This is a genomic window from Herbaspirillum hiltneri N3, from assembly GCF_001267925.1.
Classification (GTDB): domain Bacteria; phylum Pseudomonadota; class Gammaproteobacteria; order Burkholderiales; family Burkholderiaceae_D; genus Herbaspirillum; species Herbaspirillum hiltneri.
Genome location: NZ_CP011409.1, coordinates 37,502 through 57,197, shown reverse-complemented (window position 1 = coordinate 57,197; position 19,696 = coordinate 37,502). Strand labels below are relative to the sequence as shown.

The window sequence follows — 19,696 nt, the reverse complement described above, 5'->3', positions numbered from 1 at the left end:
CGACGCCTCCCTGGCGGGCCGGCCTGGTCTCTTTTTCTTGAGGAAATTTTATGCTGCACTGGACATGGAAAAAATTCGATCAGCTGTCGCTGGAACAGCTCTATGACGCCATTCATCTGCGCCAGCAGGTGTTCGTCATCGAGCAGCGATGCCTGTATCCCGATGCCGATGGTTTCGATCCGGCCTGCCTGCACGGACTGGGCTACGACGATGCCGGCGCGCTCATGGCTTATGCCCGCATCCTGCCGCCCGGCGTACGTTATGCCGAGCCGTCAATCGGCCGGGTGATCGTCGCCGGCCAATTGCGCGGCAAAGGCATCGGTGAAGTACTGATGCGGCAGGCGCTGCTGCATGCCGCCGCACTGTATCCGGGTGCGCCGGTGCGCATCAGCGCGCAGGCGCGGCTTGAACGCTTCTATCGCCGGCTGGGATTTGCGAGCGTCGGCGAACTGTACGACGACGTCGGCATTCCGCATATCGACATGCTGATCACCGAATACGCCGAGAACCTGAGCGCTTAGCCGAACGCCACCCGGAAGCGCGCACCCGGTCCGGCGTTTTCCGCCTGCAGCGTCCAGCCGTGGGCGTGGGCGATTTCTTCGCAGATGGACAAGCCGAGCCCGGCGCCTTCATCGCGCCGATGCGCGCCGCGCCAGAAACGCTGGAACAAGTGCGGCATGGCGTCGGCCGGAATGCCTTTGCCATAGTCGCGCACGGTGACGCCGTGCGTGCTGACGTCGACGTCGACGGCGCTGCCCGGCGGCGCGTGGTGCACGGCGTTCTCGATGAGATTGCGCATCAGCACGAACAGCGCGCCGCGGTCGGCGGCAATCATCACCGGTTCGCCGTCGTCGGCGCCGGTGCCGACGATATGGACCTCGCGTTGTTGCGCCAGACGTTCCAGCTGCGCGGAGGCTTCGGCGGCGATGTCCTTGAGGTCGATCCGTTCCATCGCGTAGTTCTGGCGCTCGCTGGCTTCGGCCAGATGCAGCAGCTGATGCACGTGACGCGCCATGTGGTCGAGGTCGCGCAGCAAGGCGCTGCGGTCGCCGCGCTCATCCAGTTCGATCTGACCACGCATCAATGCCAGCGGCGTCTTCAGTTCATGCGCGGCGGTGGCGAGGAATTCGCGTTGCACGCGGTAGCCGTCCTCAAGCCGTTGCAGCGCCAGGTTGAAGGCGTTGAACAACGGCGCCAGTTCGCTCGGCACGTCTTCCAGCGAGAGCCGTGCGGACAAGTTGTCGATCCTGATTTTTTCGGCGGCGGCGGAGGCCTTGCGCAGCGGTTTGAGCGAGCGATGCAAGGTGGCGACTACGACCAGGCTGAACAGCAGCATGGCGACGACCGCGGCGACGATGGCGATCTTCTGCGCCTTCTCGCTGTCGCTGCCGAGCATGATGCGATGCATGCGTTCGCTGCGCATGAGCTGTACATAGAATGTACGGCCGTCGTGGGCGAACGGCATAGTCAGGACCTGCTTGCCTTCGCCGCTACTGACCACGCGGAAGCGCCTGCGCTCCGGAGCGAAGCCGTCGCCGGCGGGTGCATAGGCGACAGCAGCATGGTCCGACGACAGCAAGACGGCGCCGTTCTGATCGAGCACGCGGTAGGCTGCATCCTCCAGCAACACCGAGTAGATTGCCGTCATCTTCTGGTTGAGGCTAACGCGGTCGGGGATGCCGGCGGCGTTGAAACGCACGGCTTCGGCCACGCGCGCGGCATTGTGGTCCAGATCGAGATTGATCAGCATGTCGGGTCCCCAGCGCCACAACAAAGCCAGCGCCAGCACGACGATGCCGCTGATGCAGGTCAACGCGACCGCCGTCGCGCTCAACAGCCGTGACGAGAGACTTTTCATGATGGCGCCTGCCCTGGCTTGCCGTTGCCGAGCAAGGCGTAGCCGTGGCCGCGGATGTTGCCGATCTGCAGCGGCGAATCGATCGCCGCGAGCTTGCGGCGCAGGCGATGCAACGCGACGTCGAGCGCGTTCGGCGTGACCGGTTCCGACAAACCCCAGGCTGCCGCTTCCAGCGCCGTGCGCCGTACCGACTTGCCGGCGGCGCGCACCAGCACCAGCATCAGTTGCATCTCGGCTGCGGCCAGCGACACCGACTCCTCCCCTTGCCGCATGCAACCGGCATCGGGCTCGACCCGCAGGCCGGCGAATTCGGGCGAGAGGCTGTGCAGCTGCGCCGGACGGCGCATCAGCGCACGCACGCGCGCCACCATCTCTTCCATCGAAAATGGCTTGGGCAGGTAATCGTCGGCGCCGGCTTCGAGGCCTGCAACGCGATCATGCAAGGCGTCGCGCGCGGTCAGCATCAGGCACGGCGTCAGCACGCTGCGTGCGCGCAACTGCCGCACCAGATCGAGGCCGTCGCCGTCGGGCACGTTACGGTCCAGCACCAGCACCGGATACGCCATCTGCGTGCAGCCCGCGGCGGCGTGCGCGATGGTGGCGTAGATATCGGTCCCGATGCCGGCCGCGGCCAGCGCCTTCGCAATCAGCGCCGCCATGCGTTCGTGATCTTCCAGCAGCGCGATGCGATTCATTGACTACCCTCAGAATTTATAAACATACCCCAGCCTCAGCGACGGCGAGGTGGAACGATCGACCAGCGGACTGTCGGTAATGCCGCTGCCGTAGTGCGTCACGCCGAGATCGAGGAACACCGACTGCGCCGTGGTCAGGCTGTAGTCGGCACGCACGCCGGCGTCGACGTTGGCGCTCGACTTGCCGTTGTAGGCGGCGCGCGTGGAACTGGCCTCCGAGGACTTCACGCCATAGTAGTAATTGACATACTCGCTGTTCATCCAGGTCACGCCCAGATGCGGCGTCAGGCGCACGCGCCCGGTCGTGAAGCCGCGCTCCGCGCCCAGTTTAACCGTTTGGCCGTTGCTGTTGCCGGCGGCCTTGAGCCACTCCAGCGTGAACTTGGCGAAGGGTGCGCGCCAGGTCGCCGTGCCGCCCAGGCGGAAACCGTCCTTGCGCTCGTCCATACCGTTCAGGACAGGCGCGTCGCCGGACTTGTAGCCTTCATCGGCATATCTGGCGCGCAACGTGAAATCGAACTGGCCGACACTGCCGAGCTTGAAGTCGACAGCCGGGCCGGCGACGCGGAAGTAGGCGCCATTGTACAAAAGGATGGGCAGGGCCGAGGTCTTGGTGCCGTAGCCCCGATACGGGCTGCGCTGGAAGCCGGCGCCGAGGCCGATGCCCCAGCCCGGCTCCTGTTGGCGGGCGACCTCATTGCCGCCGCTGGCGTCTGGCGTTGCAGTTTGGGCAGAGGCGGCGCAAGCGGCGCCGAAGGTGACGCCAAGAACGATGGCGCGAAGGACTACTGGGGTGTGGCGCATGAAGACTCCCGGAGATCGTGGTGGATGAAATGCGCCACGATCATCGGGCAGGCTGACTTACCGGTTCCTTACCGGGTTCCGCTTACTTTCTCAAAAGAGAAATTCCCAGGGCGCCGGCGACAGCTCCGGCAACAGAGGCGGACGTCGGCTTCACGCCGCTTTCTTGGACTGCGCCAGCCATGCTTCGAAACCGACCTTGCCCAGGCGCGGCTGCTCGCCTGGCGTCAGGGAGCGGTCGTTCAGGCGCACGCCGAAATACAGGGCATCGGCGTCGCTGACGACCTCGCGATCGTCACCGATGGCCGTGAGGTAACGTTGCACCAGCGCGGCCAGGCCGACGCGTTCGGGGCCGGCGATTTCGGCCATGCCGTCAAGCGGTGCGCCGAGGGTGAAATGCGCCATGGCGGCCGCGACGTCGTCCGAGGAAATCGGTTGCACGTGCGCCGGCGACAGCCGCACGGCCTTGCCGTCGGCGCCCGATTGCGCGATGCCGCCGAGGAATTCGAAGAACTGCGTCGAACGCACAATGGTGTAAGGTACCTTGCCCGCCTTGATCAATTTTTCCTGCGCCATCTTGGCGCGGAAATAACCGCTGTCGAGCAGGCGCTCGGTACCGACCACCGACAGCGCGACGTGATGCTGCACGCCGGCGGCGACTTCCGCTGCCAGCAGGTTGCGGCCGGATTTCTCGAAGAACTCCAGTACCGCCTGATCTTCGAACGACGGCGAATTCGCCACGTCGACCACGATCTGCGCGCCGGCCAGCGCATCGCCGAGGCCTTCTCCCGTGACCGCATTGATGCCCGAGGCGGGCGACGCCGCCAGTACGTCGTGGCCGCCCAGGCGCAACAGGTTGACGAGTTTGCTACCGATGAGGCCGGTGCCGCCGATGACTACGATTTTCATGCCGTTTCCTTTTCCGTAACGCCGCGCAGACGTGGATTTGCCTGATTGACCCGGTCATCGTAACTGTGAAAGAATTTGGTCGAAATGACATATAACCCTGAAATCCTGCCAGGCAGCCGCGACCCCCGGACCGTGCTGTTCGTCGCCTATCCGGGAGTCGGCCTGCTCGACCTGACCGGACCGCAGACCGTGTTCTGGGCCGCCACCAAGGCGCGGGAAAAGCGCGGCCTGCCCGGCTACACGCGCCACATCGCCAGCCTCGGCGGCGGCCTGATGCAGACTGCCGAAGGCGCCGCCATCGATTCGGTCCGGCTGGACCAGTTTGCGCTGGATGAAATCGACACCATCGTCATGCCCGGTTCGCCCCATATCACCGACGTGCTGGAACGCTCGGCGTCGCTGATCGCCTGGCTGCAACAAGCCTCGGCGCGGGTGCGGCGCACCGCTGCCGTGTGCAGCGGCACCTTCTTGCTGGCGCAGGCGCGACTGCTGGAAGGCAAGCGCGCCGCCACGCACTGGGCCATGTGCGACATGCTGGGCGAGCGCTTTCCGGCGATCGAGATCGACCGCGACGCCATTTTCGTGCAGCAGGACAATGTGTGGACTTCGGCCGGCGTCAGCGCCGGCATCGATCTGGCGCTGGCGCTGGTGGAAGCCGACTGCGGCCGCGACGTCGCGATGGAAGCCGCGCGCGAACTGGTAGTGTTCCTCAAGCGGCCGGGCGGCCAGGCGCAGTTCAGCGAACTGTTGCAGTCGCAGAGCGGGGGCGGCTCGTCGTTCGACGAACTGCACGCGTGGATCGCCGACAACCTCGGCAATCCGGGCGACAACGCACTGACCGTCGAGGCGCTGGCCAGGCGCGCCTGCATGAGCCCGCGCAATTTCGCCCGTGTCTACAAACAGGAGACCGGCCGCACACCGGCCAAGGCGGTGGAGATATTTCGCCTCGAAGCATCCCGTCGCTTGCTGGAAGAGTCGGATCACAATCTCGACCGCATTGCCGTTCTGTGCGGCTTCGGCGACGAAGAACGCATGCGCGTCACCTTCCATCGCCATCTCGGCGTGGCCCCGCGCGACTATCGCAAGCGCTTTGCGCGCTGAACAAGGGAAATACCGGCCATGAACAAGAATGTGATTCTCAGCATCGAGGACGACAGCGGCATGCATTGCGTCGACTTCATCGAAAACGACGACGGCAGCTTTTGCTACAAGGCGTTTCGCAAGGATCCCGAAGATGAGGGCAGATGGACGCTGACGGCCGACTACTCGGCCACGCGCTTCGCGACGCAGCCGGAAGCCTTCGGCTCCGCCACGCAGCGAATGCCGTGGCTGGCGGCGTATCGCCCTGCGGCGTGGTGACCTGAGCTTGCCGGCGCGGTTTCAGTCGCCGCCGGCCAGGGGCGGCAGCCGGCGTCTGAGCGGGGTGCTCTTGACGATGGCCGTATTGGTCTGCGCGCTGGCGGCGAAGCGATCCAGCACCAGGTCCAGCTCCGGCAGCGTGCGCACCAGCAGCCGCGCGATATAGCAATCCTCTCCCGTGACCTTGTCGCATTCGGTGAATTCCGGCGTCGCCAGAATTTGCCGCTCGACCGTGTGCAGTTGTCCCGGCAAGGGCCGGATGCGCACGATGGCCTGGATCTGGTAACCGAGCGCGTACGTGTCGATGTCTATCGTGTAGGCGGTCAGGACGCCGCGCTCTTCCAGCCGCTTCAGCCGTTCGGTCACGCTCGGCGCCGATAGTCCGCTGGCCTGCGCCAGGGCCTTCAGCGAAGCGCGCGCATCGGCGGCGAGCAACTGGATCAGTTTCTTGTCGATGTGGTCGATCATCTTCGTTTTACTCCAGAATACCGGGCAAGACTGTCGATAATAAAGGTCAAACCGCCTTCCTGCCTAATTTAATGCATGGAGCCGAGAGGGCTGATCCGGCACAATATCGGCTTCAAGTCAGCTTCCCGCGAGGAGGGATTTCATGGAAAAAAACATCCGCAGCGGCGCGCTGGAGATGACCGGCGCGATGCTGATTTCGGGCAGCATCGGCTGGTTCGTCGTGGCGTCGGGATTGCCGGTGATCAATGTGGTGTTCTGGCGCTGCGTGTTCGGCACCCTTACGCTGCTGGCGATCTGCGGCTGGCGGGGGTTGTTGCGCCGCGAGCTGCTCAGCATGCGCGTACTCGGCTGGGCGGCGCTCGGCGGCGTCGCCATCGTGTTCAACTGGGTGCTGCTGTTTGCCGCGTATTCGCATGCGTCCATCGCCATCGCCACGACGGTCTACAACACTCAGCCGCTGATGCTGGTGGTGCTCGGCGCCGTGCTGCTGCGCGAGCGCATCGCCGCCGACAAGCTGGTGTGGCTGGCGACCGGTTTCATCGGCATGCTGGTGATTGTCAACGCGCGCGCGGACGCCGGCTACGCCAGCGGCAGTTATCTTGCGGGCGTGGCGCTGGCGCTCGGCGCCGCCTTCCTCTATGCGATCGCAGCGCTGATCGCCAAGCGCCTGACCGGCACGCCGCCGCATCTGATCGCGCTGATCCAGGTTGCCGTGGGCATCCTGCTGCTGGCGCCGCTGGCTGACTTCTCCGCGATGCCGCAGGGATCGGGCTGGAGTTATCTGATCGTGATGGGCATCGTCCACACCGGCGTGATGTACGTATGGCTGTACGGGGCAATCCAGAAACTGCCGACCGTGATCACCGGCACGCTGGCGTTCATCTATCCGGTGGCGGCGATTGCGGTGGATTGGGTGGCGTTCGGACACCGGCTGCAGCCGCTGCAATGGTGCGGTGTTGCGGCGGTGCTGCTGGCCACGGCGGGCATGAGTCTGGGCTGGCGTCTTCTCGGACGAAGACCTGCGCGCGTCTAGCGTCCCTGGATCGAAATCGCGCGGGCAGCCAGCATCACCAGGTCGGCGTGGCGGCGTTCGTCGCTCTCGCCGTTCCAGCGCGCCGTGGTCACCGCCATGTTGACCGCGCCGAGTGCGCGGCCGAGGCGCGAATCGCGGACCACCGCTGCGGTGGAAATGTCGCCCAGAAAATACTCCTCGCGGATGTGCGCATAGCCCTGTTCGCGGAATTGCATCAGGCGCTGCTTGATCTGGCCGCGGTCGGCAATGGTGAACGGCGTGTACATCTTGAGGTCGCTGCGATCGAGGATGGCGTCGACCTCGGCGTCGTCCAGCGTCGACATGATCGCCAGTCCGGATGCCGTGCAATAGGCCGGCAGGCGCGTGCCGGTGACGACGTTGGGATTGAGCACGTTGCGGCTGACGATACGCTGCACGAACACCACGTCGGCGCCGTCGAGGATGGTCAGGTTGGTGGTCTCTTCGGTTTCCTGGCTTAGTTGCTGCAGGTACGGTGTGGCGCGGCGCACCAGATCGCTCGAGGTCAGGTAGTGATAGGCGAAGTTCAGCACCTTGGGCGCCAGCTCGTACTTGCGGACCTCGTCGTCCTTGGTCAGGTAGCCCAAGGTCATCAGCGTGTAGGTGAAGCGTTGCGCCGTGCTGAGATCGAAACCGGTCAGCGCGGCGATCTGCGACAGCGACAGCTGGCGCTGCTGGCCGTCGAAGGCCATCAGCACGCGCATGGATTTTTCCACCGAGTTGACGTACAGCGGCGAGTTGATGCCGGTGTTGTCGGCCGCGGGCGCCGCGCTTCCGGACTCGTCGGTTTCGATTGCTGTTGCAATCGCGGCGGTGGCGCGCTTGGCCGGCTTGGCGCGCGGCCTGGTTTCAGCGCCGTCGGTTTTCTTCGTCATAAGATGGCTTGTCGGCTGATGTTCTGCGGCGTGGATAAAAGACGCTATTATCGTCGTTCTGCCCGCACCGGGCTACTGTCCCAGGCGGCGGCGAGGTCCGGCTTCAGCAGGTGCTTCTTGATGCGTTCGCTGAGCGTGGTCTCGAAACCATCGGCCTGCACGTAATAGCGCGGCAACTGGAAGCTGGCCAGCTTCGATTTCGCCCATTCCGCCAGCGCCGGGAATGACGCCTCCGCCCCTTCCTTGTACTGTACGTAGAGCATGATTTCCTGTTCGCCGATGTCGCCGGTAACGCCGACCGCGGCAGCAGCGGCCACCGCCGGATGCATCACGAAGACGCGTTCGATTTCCCAGGCCGAGACGTTCTCGCCGCGCACGCGCATGCTGTCGGTCTTACGGCCGACGAAATACAGGTCGCCCTCCTCGTCCATGCGCGCCATGTCGCCGGTATGCAGCTTGCCGCCCTGCAGCGCTTCGGCGCTGGCTTTGGGATTGTCGAGGTAACCCGGCAAGAAGCAGCCTTCGACGTCGCTCGAGACCACGACCTGGCCGATCTCGCCGACCCGCGTCGGCGTGCCGTCGGCGTTGCGCAATTCCACCTTCAGCCACGGCAGCGCGCGGCCGATGGAACCGACCTTGCCGCTGGTGTTGACGGTGGTGAAGCTCGATCCTTCGGTCATGCCATAGCATTCGCGCAGCGATAATTTCAGGCGTTCGAGAATGCCGTTCCAGGCGCGCGGCGACACACCCGCCCCCCATGCCACGCGCAAGGTGTGATGCGGCGGCTGCGCGGCAGGCGGCAATTGCGTGAGGATGTCGAGGATGCCGCCAAGGTAGTGCAGGTGCGTGGCCTGGGCCGCCTCGATCTGCTGCCAGAACTTGCTGGATGAGAAGCGCTCGACGATGTGCAGTTCGGTCTGCTGCAGGAAAGGCACCAGCAGCATCTGTGCGCCGCCGATATGGCACAGCGGCTCCCACACGAACATCCTGTCGCCGGGACGTACGTCCGACACCGTCAGCGTGCCTTCGCTGGCGATGCGCATCATGCGATGCGTGAACACCACGCCTTTCGGTGCGCCGGTGGTGCCGGAGGTGTAGATCAGGCACAGCGTCTCGAGCGGCGCGATATCCGCAGCGAAGGGACGCGCCGGCGCCTGCTCATCCGCCGGAATGTCTCCGGCGAATTCATCCAGCCATGCCAGCCGCTCCTGCAACTCCGGCAGCTCCGCCAGCGGTTCGGCAAAACTGCGCTGGGCGATGAACAGCGTAGGCGTGCAATGGCCGAGCAGATAGCTGATGCCCGGCGCCTTCAGGCGCGTATTCACCGGCACCCATACCACGCCGCTCAGCATCAGCGCGTAGATCAGCGCCATGTGGTCGAGGCCGTTTTCCAGCATCAGCGCGACGCGGTCGCCACGACGGATGCCGTGCGCGGCGAGACGTTTCTGCATGGCGGCGACGCGTACCGCCATCTCCGCGAAGGAAGTCTTGCGGCCGTTGAAGACGATCAGCGTGCGGTCGCTGCTCTCGAGCAGGCCTTTGAGCAGCAGCGAGACGACGTCGAGCCGGTCGTCGCCGCAACGGGACGGAAAATAGTGTGTGTAGCGATGCATGGTGGATTCAGGTGGTATGCAGATAAGGGGAAAGAATTGTCAGTGGGCGGCATGCGCGCGGCGACGCGCCATCTTGTAGAACGCCGGCAGCAGGATCAGCAGGGCGATCACGATCACCATGACCAGCGATACCGCAGCCAGCGTCGGATTGACCTGCAGGATCATGTCGTCCCACATCTGCTTGGGCAGCGTGTTCTTCATGCCGCCGCTGACGAAAATCGCGATCGTGAGCTCGTCGAAGGAAATGATGAACGCCATCTGCAGCGCCGCCGCCACACTGCCGATCATCATCGGCAACTGGATCGTGCGCAGCCGGGCGAACGCCGACGCGCCGAGAATCCGGGCGGCGTCGTCGAGACGCCAGTCGAAGCGCTTGAGCGCCGCCGCCATGGTGACCACGACATACGGGATGGCCAGCACGGTGTGGCCGATGGTGAGACCGAGGTCGGTGCCGACCAGGCCCATGCGCGAGAACAGATAAAACAGGCCGACCGCCACCACGATGCGCGGCACGATCAGCGGCGCCAGCAGGAAGGCGAACACCGGCTTGGTCCAGCGCGGCGGCAGGCGCGTCAACGCCAGCGCGGCGCCGATGCCCAACGCGGTCGATGCCAGCGCGGTGACAATCGCAACACCGAACGAGCGCAGGAACGAGGCTTGCCACACTGGCGAGAAGATGAAGGATTCAAACCAGCGCAGGCTGAAGCCCTGCGGCGGGAACGACAGGAACGGCGAATTGGTGAAGGCGATCGGGAACACCACGATGATGGGCAGCGACAGCAAGGCCACCGCGACCACGCTGTACAGCTTCAGTCCCTTCACCTTTCGCACCACCGGCCCGGCTGCGCCGTAGCCGCTGCCGCACAGGCGGCCGATGCCGATCAGCAGCGCGGTGGCGACGGCCGAACTGTTCTTCCTTGGTGCGGCGCGGGTGTCGCCGCTGAGCGAAGACAAACCCACCAGCTTATCGTAGAGGATGAACACCGCCACCGCGAAGATCAGTAAAACCGTCGACAACGCCGCCGCGTACGGCAGATTGAACAGATCGTTGATCGCCGAGATCACCATCTGCGCGACCATGGTTTCCTTGGGCGTGCCGAGCAGCGCCGGCAGGATGAAGAAGCCCAGGCTGGTGATGAACACCAGCAAGCCTGCCGCCGCGATGCCGGGAGCGGCCATCGGCAGGAACACCGAGAAGAACGCCACGGAACGGTTGGCGCCCAGCGTCTCCGCCGCCTGCAGCAACTGCGCGTTGACGCCGCGCATGATCGGCAACATGTTGATCACGGCCAGCGGCAGCATGGCATGCACCATGCCGATCATCACGCCGGTCATCGACGGCGCCAGCGCATTCGGATCGTCGACCAGGCCGAGGCTGGCGGCCAGCGTCAGCAGGATGCCGGTCTTCGACAGCACCAGGATCCAGGCGAAGGTCTTGACCAGGTAGCTGGTCCAGAACGGCACCATGATCCAGATCATCCAGCGTTCGCGGAAGCGGTCGCTCAACTGGCTCAGGAAGTAGGCCACCGGAAAGCCCAGCAGCACCGACAGCAGCGCCGTCAGGCCCGAGATCAGGAAGGTGTTGCCGAGCACCTTGGCAAACACCAGATCGCTGGTCATGCGGCGAAACTGATCGAGCGTGGCGTGACCGTCGGCATTGACGATGCCGGTCTGCAGGATCTCGACCACCGGCACGCAGAAGAAGCAGATCAGGAATACGAAACACGGCAGGGCCGGCAGCCACGCCGGCAACCGCTTGCGGGGCGCTCTTTTCGCCGCGCCTGGGGAGAGTGAACTGGACATGGAGATTCCTCGTATCGGTGAAGCGACGGCTTAGCAGGTCACGACGGCGGCGTGCTCCGCATGCCAGCGGATGCCGACGCCGTCGCCCACTGCAGGCGCTTCGCGGCGGCCGCAGCGCAGCAGGAAAGGCCGGCTTTCGCCGATATCGACCAGCACCCGGATATCCGAGCCGGCGAACACGACTTCGCTGACGATGCCGTTGACGTAGGCGTCGCCGGCGCCGACGCCGGTCAGGCAGGCTTCTTCCGGGCGCACCACCAGCGAGATGTCGGCGTTCGTTCCCGCGCCGTCCGGACGCCGCGCCGGCAGCGGCACGTCGAAACGGCCGTTGCCCAGACGCGCACCGGCCCCGCTGTCCTGCACCCGTCCCGACAACAGGTTGGAGTAGCCGATGAACTGCGCCGAGAATGCCGTGGCCGGACGGTCGTACAGATCCTGCGGCGTGCCGATCTGTTCGATCTTCGACTGGTTCATGAGGCAGATGCGGTCGGACAGGTTCAGTGCTTCTTCCTGATCGTGGGTGACGTAGATGAAGGTCGCGCCGAGATCCTTGTGCAGGCTGCGGATTTCGGATTGCATGTGCTCGCGCAGTTTCTTGTCGAGCGCCCCCAAGGGCTCATCCAGCAGGATCACCGACGGCTTGTAGACAAAGCAGCGCGCCAGCGCGATGCGCTGCTGCTGGCCGCCCGACAGCTCGCGCGGCAAGCGGTTGGCGTAGCTGCCCATCTGCACCATTTCCAGCGCGTCGCGCACTGCGGCGGCCATCGCCGCCTTGTCCATCCTGCGCATGCGCAACGGGTAGGCGATGTTTTCCCACACCGACAGATGCGGGAACAGCGCGTAGCTCTGGAACACCATGCCGATGCCGCGTTCGCCGGCTGCGGTGTGGGTGGCGTCCTTGCCGTTGATGAACAACGAACCGCCGCTCGGCTCGACCAGTCCTGCAAGAATCTGCAGCAGCGTGGTCTTGCCGGAGCCGGACGGTCCCAGCAGGGTGAGGAATTCGCCGTCCCTGACGTCGAGGTCGGTCGGCGACAGCGCCGTAACGCTGTCGTAGTGCTTGCTGATGGCACGTGTTTGCAATCTGGCAGTCATCGCTTGTATCGCTATCAGGAAAGTAACCAGGCGTTGAAACGGTCCGATACCGCGTTGCGGTTCTTGTGCCACCACGGGCCGCTGGGCGGACGCATCAGGGCGATGTTGGCGGGTGCGGTCGGCAGGATGGCGGCGCGTGCAGCGGGGATGTCCTTGTAGGCTTCCAGCGCGGTCGGGCCGTACGCCAGCGTGTCGGTGAAGCCGCTCTGGCGCTTGGCGTCGGCACAGAATTTGACGAACTCCTTCGCTACGGCGGCGCGCGGATTGCCCTTCGGCACGCCCCAGCCTTCGATCGAATACAAACCCTGGTTCCAGTTGATCGCCACCGGTGCGCCGCCTTCGATGGCGGTCTGCGCGCGTGCATTCCAGGTCGAGATCATGTCGACTTCGCCGGATTGAATCAGCTGCATCGCCTGGGCGCCGCTGGTCCACCAGACTGCGACGTGTTTCTTGATGCGATCGAGGCTCTTGAAGGCGCGATCCAGATCGAGCGGGTACAGTTTGTCGGGTGCAACGCCGTCGGCCATCAGCGCTTGCTCCAGGGTGTCGATGGCATTGCGGCGCAGCGAGCGGCGGCCCGGGAATTTCTCGACGTTCCAGAAGTCGGCCCAGGTCTTTGGAGGATTCTTGGCGAACTTGTCGGTGCGGTAGGCCAGGATGGTCGCGTACACGTCGACGCCGACGAAGCTTGATGTGATCGAACCAGGCAGCATGTTCTTGAAGTCGGTCGGCACGATACCGAGCGGCTCCAGCATGCCGGCTTCTTCGAGAATCGGAATGTCCTGCGCCAACGTCAGCGTGGTGACGTCCCACACGAAGTTTTTGGTCTGCACCATGGCGGTCAGTTGCGCGACCGGCTGTGCTTCGCGGGCGACGTTGACGATCTTCACGCCGGTGGCTTTTTCAAACGGATCGTAGAAGGCCTTTCGATAGGCGGCCGTGTAAGGACCGCCCGGGTCGGCGACCACCAGTTGCCTGGTTTGCGCCAGGATCGACGGCGCAATGCCGGCAGCCGCAATACCGCCGGCCATTTTCAGGACGGTGCGGCGATGGTTGTTGAATTGCTGAGTCATACGTACTCCCATAAGTGCTTGTTAGAGGAATTGCCGACCTGCGACTGCCTTGGCGCTTTGGACTTGCGTGTGTTGCAACGTGATGCGGGATCGGGATAGGAATCCGGTTCAGCCGCCGATCGTGCGCCCGCGCTTCTTGAAGAACTCTTCCATCATGCGGGCCGGTTCGCCGGTGGCATAGGCTTCGCCCTGGATGCGGCGGCCGGCGGCGATGGCGTCGACAAAACTCGGCTCGGTGATTTCGTAGAAGCGCTGCTTGTCGAGACGCATCGCGACCGGCGGCTTGGCGGCCAGTTCACGCGCGATGGCGAGCGACTTGCTCATGACTTCGGCGGCCGGCACCAGGTGGTGGATCAGGCCGAGGCGATGCGCCTCCTCGGCTTCCATCATGCGGCCGGTCAGGGTCAGTTCGATGGTGCGCGACAGGCCCAGCATCTGGGTCATGATCCATGGTCCGGTGACGCTGGGAATGCCGGAATTGATTTCCGGCTGGCCCATGCGCGAACCGGCGTGGCCGACGCGGATGTCGCCCAGCAGCGTCACCTGGAACGCCGAGCCGGCGGCGGTGCCGTTGAGCGCCATGACCAGCGGCTTCTTGAGCGAGCGCAGCGTGCGGTAATAGTTTTCCCACTCGGTCATCCATTCGTCGGCGCGCTGCTCGTCGAAACCGTGCGCCTCTTCCAGGTCCTGCCCCGCACAAAATGCACGATCGCCGGCGCCGGTCATGATGATGGCGCCGATCGCCGCATCCTGATCGCTGCGTTTGAGGGCGGCGATGATCTCGGCGCGCATTTCGGTATTCCAGGCGTTGAGCTTTTCAGGGCGGTTGAGGGTGATGACGGCGACGTTGCCGTCATGTGAGACCTTGATGAATTTTTCCATAACTATTCCTATGCAATAAGTAATGTTTTATACCGCTATTTCATGGTACAGAAATTTATATGCCTGTCTATATGCGATGCAAAATGGCTTATTTCGCTTGCGGAAGGTGCATTTCTTCCGCTTTTACGGTGCAGTGCACTACGATTGCGCCGCGCGCGATCAGCGACGGTGCACGCGGATGCGGCAGCAAAACGCAGAAAAAGTGAACGAGAGGGGGACGATCAGACGTGGCGACGCCGCCCTTTCGGGGCAATGTCGCTACAGGGGGAGGTACTCAGGAGGGAACGGCTTGAGAGCGGACAGGAAAAGTGCCAGCGAGCCCGGCGCGCCGGGCGGCGGCCTCTCGCTGCAAATCCTGAACAGGCCTAGAGTGAACGCGTAATGCCGCCGTCGATGCGGATATTCTGGCCGGTGATGTAGGCCGCGGCGTCGGACGCCAGGTGCGAGGCCAGCGCCGCGACTTCGCTCACTTTGCCGTAACGCGCCATCGGGATCATTTCCTTGATGCCGGGCTTTTCCGGCAGGCTGTCGATGAAGCCCGGCAGGATATTGTTCATGCGGATGTTTTCCGGTGCGTATTTGTCGGCGAACAGCTTGGTGTAGGCCGACAGGCCCGCGCGAAACACGCTCGAGGTCGGGAACGACTGCGACGGTTCGACCGCCGAGAAGCTCGAGATATTGATGATGGCGCCACCGCCCTGCTGTTGCATCAGCGGCGTCACCAGGCGCGCACTGCGCACCACGTTCATCAGGTAGATCTCCATGCCGAGCAGCCATTCTTCATCGCTGAGTTCGAGCACCTTGCCCTTGGGACCGTGGCCGGCGCTGTTGACCAGCACGTCGATGCGACCCCAGCGCGCGAGGCAGGCATCGACTGCTTTCTGCAGGTCCGCGACGGAGCGGTTGGAGCCGGTGACGCCGACGCCGCCCAGGCTGTTGCCGAGCGACTCGCCTTTTCCGGAAGAGGAAAGAATGCCGACGCCGAAGCCGTCGGCCGCCAGTTTTTGCGCCACGCCGGCGCCCATGCCGCTACCGCCGCCGATGACGAGGGCTACTTTGCTTGTGCTCATTTGCTGCTCCGTATGGATGAGATGCGATCAGAACGCGAAAGCGTACACGATCACCCGGATATTTGCCGGGCGCCATCATTTCCCGGAGCAACCTCCCATTTCAGCTAACCGCAATTGACATCGTGGCGCAGGGCGTCTTTGTTGACAATTTGCAACGATTCGAGCGGGGGCAGGCCGGTATTGGCTTTGAATATTTTGTCGGGATGCATGTTTGGTTTGATTCCGAAAATCTAAATGGTTATGATTCTCATCCATTACAAATGCTGACATTTTCCTTGCACCGTATCCGGCAGCGTTGGCCGGGGAATCGCCAACACCGCACGACGCGCTTTTTCATCTTTCAGAAATCACCATGACATTGCTTCCGCTTCCTCGCGCCATTGCAGCGCAAACCCGCTGTGCCGCCGCCATCGCCGCTGCGCTGATGACACTGTCCGGCGCCGCTTATGCCCAACAGGCAGCCACACCGGCTGAAACGCCGAATACGCTCGAGACCATTCAGGTCAGCGGCGACTGGCTTGGCACCGGCCTGCAAAACAGCGTGAAGACCTATCCGGGCGCGCGCACCGTGGTGAAGAAGGAGGAGATTCAAAGCACAGGCGCCGTTACCATCGGCGACGTCATGCGCCGCATTCCCGGTGTGCAGGTCACCGACAACTCCGGCACCGCCGGCGGCGCCATGTCGCTCAACATCGGCGCCATCGCCGGCCTGCCGATCGCCTTCGCCGCCTACTTCTGGGCCAACCGCCTGCTGCCGGTAGCGATGCCGCAGCGGCCCGACGCCGAGATCAGCTGGTTCTTCATCGCCTGGGCGATCGCCGCCGTGCTGGCGCAGATCCGTCCCGACCGCCGCATGTGGCAATGGCAATTGTGGACCGGCGCCCTGCTCTTCATGGGCATACCGGTGCTCAACGTTTTCACCACCTCGTCGCATCTGGGCGTGACGCTGTTCATGGCGCAAGGTCCGTGGTCCGTGGCCGGCTTCGACCTGACGGTGCTGGGACTGGGCATGGGCCTGGCGTTCGCTGCCCGGCATCTCGGACGCAAGAAGAAAGCCGACAGGAAAGCCGGCAAGCAAAGTCCGCAGGAAACATCCGAAACCAGGCTGCAGGAGGCCGCATGATGAACCTGGCGGAGCTGATCCCGCTGCCCTTTCTGGCGACGCTGGCGCTGACCTACAGCGCCTGGGTCGCGCTGAGCCTGGCGATGGACCGCCACTACGCCGACATCCATGGCCGCAGCGCTGAACCGAGCGCCATGCTGCGCCGGCGCAGCCGCCTGCTTGCGAGGCTGGCGCTTGTGGTCGCCTTTGCCGTGTGCGTGCGCGACAGCGGCTGGGGCATCGGCCCGGTGGCCTGGCTCGGCACCATGACCATCGCCGCCCTGCTCATCGTGCTGCAGCTTTGTTACGCACCGCGCTCGTTGTTGCGGACGGGGAAGCCGGCGTTGTGGGTGGCAGGCCTGTTGACCATCGCGGCGTTGGTGACCTAGATCTTCGGCAGTTGGAGCGACGCCTGGCATTTCAGATAAATGTGCGCAATAATGCACCAATAGTGTGATTTTTGTCGCACTACTGATATCTACCGGGAGATTGCCTCATGGGAACCGTGCGCAAAACCATTACGTTGACGGACAAACAGGATAGCTGGATCAAGTCGCAGATTGAGGCCGGTCACTACACGAATGACAGCGAATACATCCGTGATCTGATCCGACGCGAACAAGAACGCAGCATTGAAGTTGAGACTATCCGGGCTGCCTTGATCGAGGGTGAATCCAGCGGAGAACCCCGCCCCTTCGACGCCGCCGCATTCAAGCAGAGAATGTCAGCCAGGCATGGCTGAATACCGTCTTAGTCCCGCCGCCGAGCGTGACCTCGAGGCGGTATGGACTTATACCCGCCTTAAGTGGAGCGCAGAGCAGGCAGATCGTTACACCGACATCCTGATGGCGGCCTTTGAGGAGCTGGCACAGGCGCCACAAGCGGCGCCTGCATGTGACCATATTCGTCCGGGTTATCGTCGCCGCAGCGTGGGGCGACACATGATCTATTTCCGTGTGACCGCCTATGGCGTGGCAATCGTCCGGATACTGCACGATCTGATGGATGTCTCCCGACATCTCTGATTGCAGCACACGGCTTGAGATGACGTCTGTTACTTGCGCGAAAACATGTTCTCTTTTGCTTCCGCCCAGTTGGCCGGCCTTATTCCCAGGCACGCATACATATACCAAATCGTGATGACCGCATCCTTGTTGAGCGGCAGGAAATTTCTCGCAAGGCGTTCGATATCGGCACGTTCCGATACTTGTTGGAACGCCGGCTGCGACGGCGCATCGTGCACCTCGCGAAACGCCTTATAGTCTTTCATGCCCATCTTGTACTGACGACACGAAATGGCCCAGGTCGACAATTCGAGCTTGCCATGAAACTCGTTGGCCGGGTCATCCATGACGCTCTTCACGCGGATCAGCGTCCACTCTCCCTCGTAACCGATATAGTCCGTGTCCAGATACTCGTCATAGGATCCGGGATCAGTGGGGCCGATTTTGGCTTCTGTATTTCGCGACACATGCGTCCACGTTTCGGCATGCGCTGTAGTCATGATGAATGACAACACGAACAGAAAAAACAGCGACAGCGGACAAACCCGGCTGAAAAGACGAAGGAAAACGCGCACCGACACGGCCTGCTCCCGGAAAAATCAAAGACCGTAGGTTATTCCGGGATCAACCTGCGTGTCCATGCTTACTCTGGAAATATCAAGCCGGCGTCGCAGCGCCGGCATCCTCGTCGCGCTGCCGTCCCAGCCACACTACCTGCAGCGTCGCTCCCGCCAGGAACACCAGCACCAATCCGCCGGTCAGCATCTTCAGCAAGGGATCGTCGGCATTCGCGAAGAACGGCGCACCGACAGGCAGGCGGGTGCCGGTTTCGGTCAGTGCCGGGATGAAGTGAAACAGCATGGTCGCCGAATACGCGATCATCTCCACCGCCGCACTGCGCCGTCCGAACCTGCCTTTGCCGATGGTCATTCGCGCGATTGCCAGCGTGAGCAAGGTGATGATCGCCAGCACATGCGGCTTGCCGAAGCCGCCGTGCTGATAAATGCCGAGCGACGTCAGGCAAGTCAGCACGGTGGCGTGCACGTACAGCTTGCCGGCGTTAGTGGCGTAGCGGATGCGGTGTTCCCGCACCAGAACGATGACGCCGGTGACGACAGCCACCAGCGAAATGAGGGTGTGGATGATGCCGGGCGAAGTCAATCCGAGCATGTCTTTCTCCTTTTTCAATGTGGCTGACAACAACGTTGGCTACAAATCAGGACGTGCAAAGACGATGTTCGCAGGGCTTGCTCAGAATGAACGCATGACCCTCACGGTGACGTAGGGCAGGCGCTCGGTAGCGGCGGAGGCGCGCGCGCTGTGCAGGCGATGCAGGGTGATCTGGTTGACTTCCGCGTGACTGCCGTCGATGTGCTCCTTGATCAGCTTGACGGCTTGCTCGCCGGCGCGGGCGTCGATTTGCGCAAGGATAGCAGCATGTTCCTCGTAGGTCGATCCGACACAATCGCCGTAGACGAAATCAAGCCGGCGCACGATGCGGATGCGATCGGTCAGGCGGTCGAAGGCGCTTGCCATTTCCTGGTTGCCGGTGGCGCGCACCAGCGTCTGGTGGAAGGCTTCGTCAAGCGCGGCGGCGGCGCGGCCGTCGGTCAGGCGTTGCCCGGCCGGCACGCACCAGTCCGCCTTGAGCGCCTCCACCTGCGCCATGTCGACGGCGTGTTTGCCGTCGACGGCGCACAGGCGCGTGACCGCATGGACTTCAATCAGCTGGCGCAATTCGTACAAATCGGCGAAGCGCTTGAAGTCCATGGGCACCACTTCCCAGCCGCCGCGCACGTAGCCCTGCATCAGGCCGTCGCTTTGCAAGCGTTGCAACGCCTCGCGCACCGGCGTGCGCGAGACCTTGAAGTAGGCCGCGACTTCGGTTTCGGTGACCTGGTCGCCGGGCAGCAAGCGCATTTCGAAAATGTCTTCGCGCAGGCGCGCGTAGACGTACTCCGGCAAGGACGACGACTTGACCGGCTCTGTGGCGACGCTGTCCATCAGCGACGGATCGGGTGAAGCATGCATGGGCGCA

At 63.5% G+C, this 19,696-nt stretch carries 24 protein-coding genes; 9 read left to right on the top strand and 15 right to left on the bottom strand.

Annotated elements, in window-relative coordinates:
- The first annotated feature begins 50 nt into the window (after positions 1–50).
- Positions 51–521, top strand: a complete 471-nt coding sequence (locus tag F506_RS00275) for a GNAT family N-acetyltransferase (protein ID WP_053194722.1) — start codon at positions 51–53, stop codon at positions 519–521.
- On the opposite strand, the gene F506_RS00270 is transcribed toward F506_RS00275, so the two are convergent.
- The 4 genes from F506_RS00270 to F506_RS00255 all read right to left on the bottom strand — a co-directional run bounded on the left by F506_RS00270 (position 518) and on the right by F506_RS00255 (position 4,263).
- Positions 518–1,858, bottom strand: coding sequence for a sensor histidine kinase (locus tag F506_RS00270; protein WP_053194721.1), 1,341 nt, complete (start codon positions 1,856–1,858; stop codon positions 518–520). The genes F506_RS00275 and F506_RS00270 overlap by 4 nt on opposite strands.
- The gene (locus tag F506_RS00265; RefSeq protein ID WP_053194720.1) at positions 1,855–2,553 is read right to left on the bottom strand and encodes a response regulator transcription factor; all 699 of its coding nucleotides are present in this window, start codon (positions 2,551–2,553) and stop codon (positions 1,855–1,857) included. The genes F506_RS00270 and F506_RS00265 overlap by 4 nt, the downstream gene beginning before the upstream one ends.
- A gap of 9 nt (positions 2,554–2,562) precedes the next feature.
- Positions 2,563–3,357, bottom strand: coding sequence for a MipA/OmpV family protein (locus F506_RS00260; RefSeq protein WP_053194719.1), 795 nt, complete (start codon positions 3,355–3,357; stop codon positions 2,563–2,565).
- Between the two features lie 150 nt (positions 3,358–3,507).
- Positions 3,508–4,263 (bottom strand): SDR family oxidoreductase, encoded by a 756-nt coding sequence (locus tag F506_RS00255; protein ID WP_053194718.1) that lies wholly within the window; start codon positions 4,261–4,263, stop codon positions 3,508–3,510.
- 84 nt (positions 4,264–4,347) lie between these two features.
- On the opposite strand from F506_RS00255, the gene F506_RS00250 reads away from it, so the two are divergent.
- Positions 4,348–5,364 carry a GlxA family transcriptional regulator gene (locus F506_RS00250; protein ID WP_053201095.1) on the top strand — a complete coding sequence of 339 codons (1,017 nt, stop codon included), beginning with the start codon at positions 4,348–4,350 and terminating at the stop codon, positions 5,362–5,364.
- An 18-nt stretch (positions 5,365–5,382) separates the two neighbouring features.
- Positions 5,383–5,622, top strand: coding sequence for a hypothetical protein (locus F506_RS00245; protein WP_053194717.1), 240 nt, complete (start codon positions 5,383–5,385; stop codon positions 5,620–5,622).
- A 21-nt stretch (positions 5,623–5,643) separates the two neighbouring features.
- On the opposite strand, the gene F506_RS00240 is transcribed toward F506_RS00245, so the two are convergent.
- Complete coding sequence (locus tag F506_RS00240) at positions 5,644–6,090, bottom strand: Lrp/AsnC family transcriptional regulator (RefSeq protein ID WP_053194716.1); 447 nt, start codon at positions 6,088–6,090, stop codon at positions 5,644–5,646.
- A 142-nt stretch (positions 6,091–6,232) separates the two neighbouring features.
- Here F506_RS00240 and F506_RS00235 point away from each other — a divergent pair, with 142 nt between their 5' ends.
- The gene (locus F506_RS00235) at positions 6,233–7,123 is read left to right on the top strand and encodes a DMT family transporter (protein ID WP_053194715.1); all 891 of its coding nucleotides are present in this window, start codon (positions 6,233–6,235) and stop codon (positions 7,121–7,123) included.
- On the opposite strand, the gene F506_RS00230 is transcribed toward F506_RS00235, so the two are convergent.
- From F506_RS00230 to F506_RS00200, 7 genes are all read right to left on the bottom strand, one after another.
- Positions 7,120–8,016, bottom strand: coding sequence for an IclR family transcriptional regulator (locus tag F506_RS00230; protein WP_083457482.1), 897 nt, complete (start codon positions 8,014–8,016; stop codon positions 7,120–7,122). The genes F506_RS00235 and F506_RS00230 overlap by 4 nt on opposite strands.
- A gap of 47 nt (positions 8,017–8,063) precedes the next feature.
- Positions 8,064–9,629 carry an AMP-binding protein gene (locus F506_RS00225; protein WP_053194714.1) on the bottom strand — a complete coding sequence of 522 codons (1,566 nt, stop codon included), beginning with the start codon at positions 9,627–9,629 and terminating at the stop codon, positions 8,064–8,066.
- A 39-nt stretch (positions 9,630–9,668) separates the two neighbouring features.
- Positions 9,669–11,432, bottom strand: a complete 1,764-nt coding sequence (locus tag F506_RS00220) for an ABC transporter permease subunit (RefSeq protein WP_053194713.1) — start codon at positions 11,430–11,432, stop codon at positions 9,669–9,671.
- A gap of 30 nt (positions 11,433–11,462) precedes the next feature.
- The gene (locus F506_RS00215; protein WP_053194712.1) at positions 11,463–12,527 is read right to left on the bottom strand and encodes an ABC transporter ATP-binding protein; all 1,065 of its coding nucleotides are present in this window, start codon (positions 12,525–12,527) and stop codon (positions 11,463–11,465) included.
- Between the two features lie 14 nt (positions 12,528–12,541).
- The gene (locus F506_RS00210) at positions 12,542–13,600 is read right to left on the bottom strand and encodes an ABC transporter substrate-binding protein (RefSeq protein WP_053194711.1); all 1,059 of its coding nucleotides are present in this window, start codon (positions 13,598–13,600) and stop codon (positions 12,542–12,544) included.
- 108 nt (positions 13,601–13,708) lie between these two features.
- Complete coding sequence (locus tag F506_RS00205; protein ID WP_053194710.1) at positions 13,709–14,482, bottom strand: enoyl-CoA hydratase/isomerase family protein; 774 nt, start codon at positions 14,480–14,482, stop codon at positions 13,709–13,711.
- A gap of 365 nt (positions 14,483–14,847) precedes the next feature.
- Entirely contained in the window at positions 14,848–15,552 is a 705-nt protein-coding gene (locus F506_RS00200; protein ID WP_053194709.1) for an SDR family oxidoreductase, read from the bottom strand.
- A gap of 122 nt (positions 15,553–15,674) precedes the next feature.
- Here F506_RS00200 and F506_RS22945 point away from each other — a divergent pair, with 122 nt between their 5' ends.
- From F506_RS22945 to F506_RS00180, 5 genes are all read left to right on the top strand, one after another.
- Positions 15,675–15,908, top strand: a complete 234-nt coding sequence (locus F506_RS22945) for a hypothetical protein (protein WP_144423963.1) — start codon at positions 15,675–15,677, stop codon at positions 15,906–15,908.
- Positions 15,905–16,675 carry a TonB-dependent receptor plug domain-containing protein gene (locus tag F506_RS22940; RefSeq protein ID WP_053194708.1) on the top strand — a complete coding sequence of 257 codons (771 nt, stop codon included), beginning with the start codon at positions 15,905–15,907 and terminating at the stop codon, positions 16,673–16,675. Before F506_RS22945 ends, F506_RS22940 begins: the two co-directional genes overlap by 4 nt.
- On the top strand, positions 16,672–17,043 hold the full coding sequence (locus F506_RS00190; RefSeq protein ID WP_235471303.1) for a DUF3325 domain-containing protein: 372 nt from the start codon (positions 16,672–16,674) through the stop codon (positions 17,041–17,043). The genes F506_RS22940 and F506_RS00190 overlap by 4 nt, the downstream gene beginning before the upstream one ends.
- A 107-nt stretch (positions 17,044–17,150) precedes the next feature.
- Entirely contained in the window at positions 17,151–17,396 is a 246-nt protein-coding gene (locus tag F506_RS00185; protein WP_053194706.1) for a type II toxin-antitoxin system ParD family antitoxin, read from the top strand.
- Positions 17,389–17,679, top strand: a complete 291-nt coding sequence (locus F506_RS00180; RefSeq protein WP_053194705.1) for a type II toxin-antitoxin system RelE/ParE family toxin — start codon at positions 17,389–17,391, stop codon at positions 17,677–17,679. Before F506_RS00185 ends, F506_RS00180 begins: the two co-directional genes overlap by 8 nt.
- Positions 17,680–17,708: 29 nt before the next feature.
- On the opposite strand, the gene F506_RS00175 is transcribed toward F506_RS00180, so the two are convergent.
- The 3 genes from F506_RS00175 to F506_RS00165 form a co-directional block, all read right to left on the bottom strand.
- Positions 17,709–18,239, bottom strand: a complete 531-nt coding sequence (locus tag F506_RS00175) for a hypothetical protein (RefSeq protein WP_053194704.1) — start codon at positions 18,237–18,239, stop codon at positions 17,709–17,711.
- Positions 18,240–18,315: 76 nt separating this feature from the next.
- Positions 18,316–18,828, bottom strand: coding sequence for a hypothetical protein (locus F506_RS00170; RefSeq protein ID WP_053194703.1), 513 nt, complete (start codon positions 18,826–18,828; stop codon positions 18,316–18,318).
- 81 nt (positions 18,829–18,909) lie between these two features.
- Entirely contained in the window at positions 18,910–19,689 is a 780-nt protein-coding gene (locus tag F506_RS00165) for a GntR family transcriptional regulator (protein ID WP_053194702.1), read from the bottom strand.
- Positions 19,690–19,696: the final 7 nt, after the last annotated feature.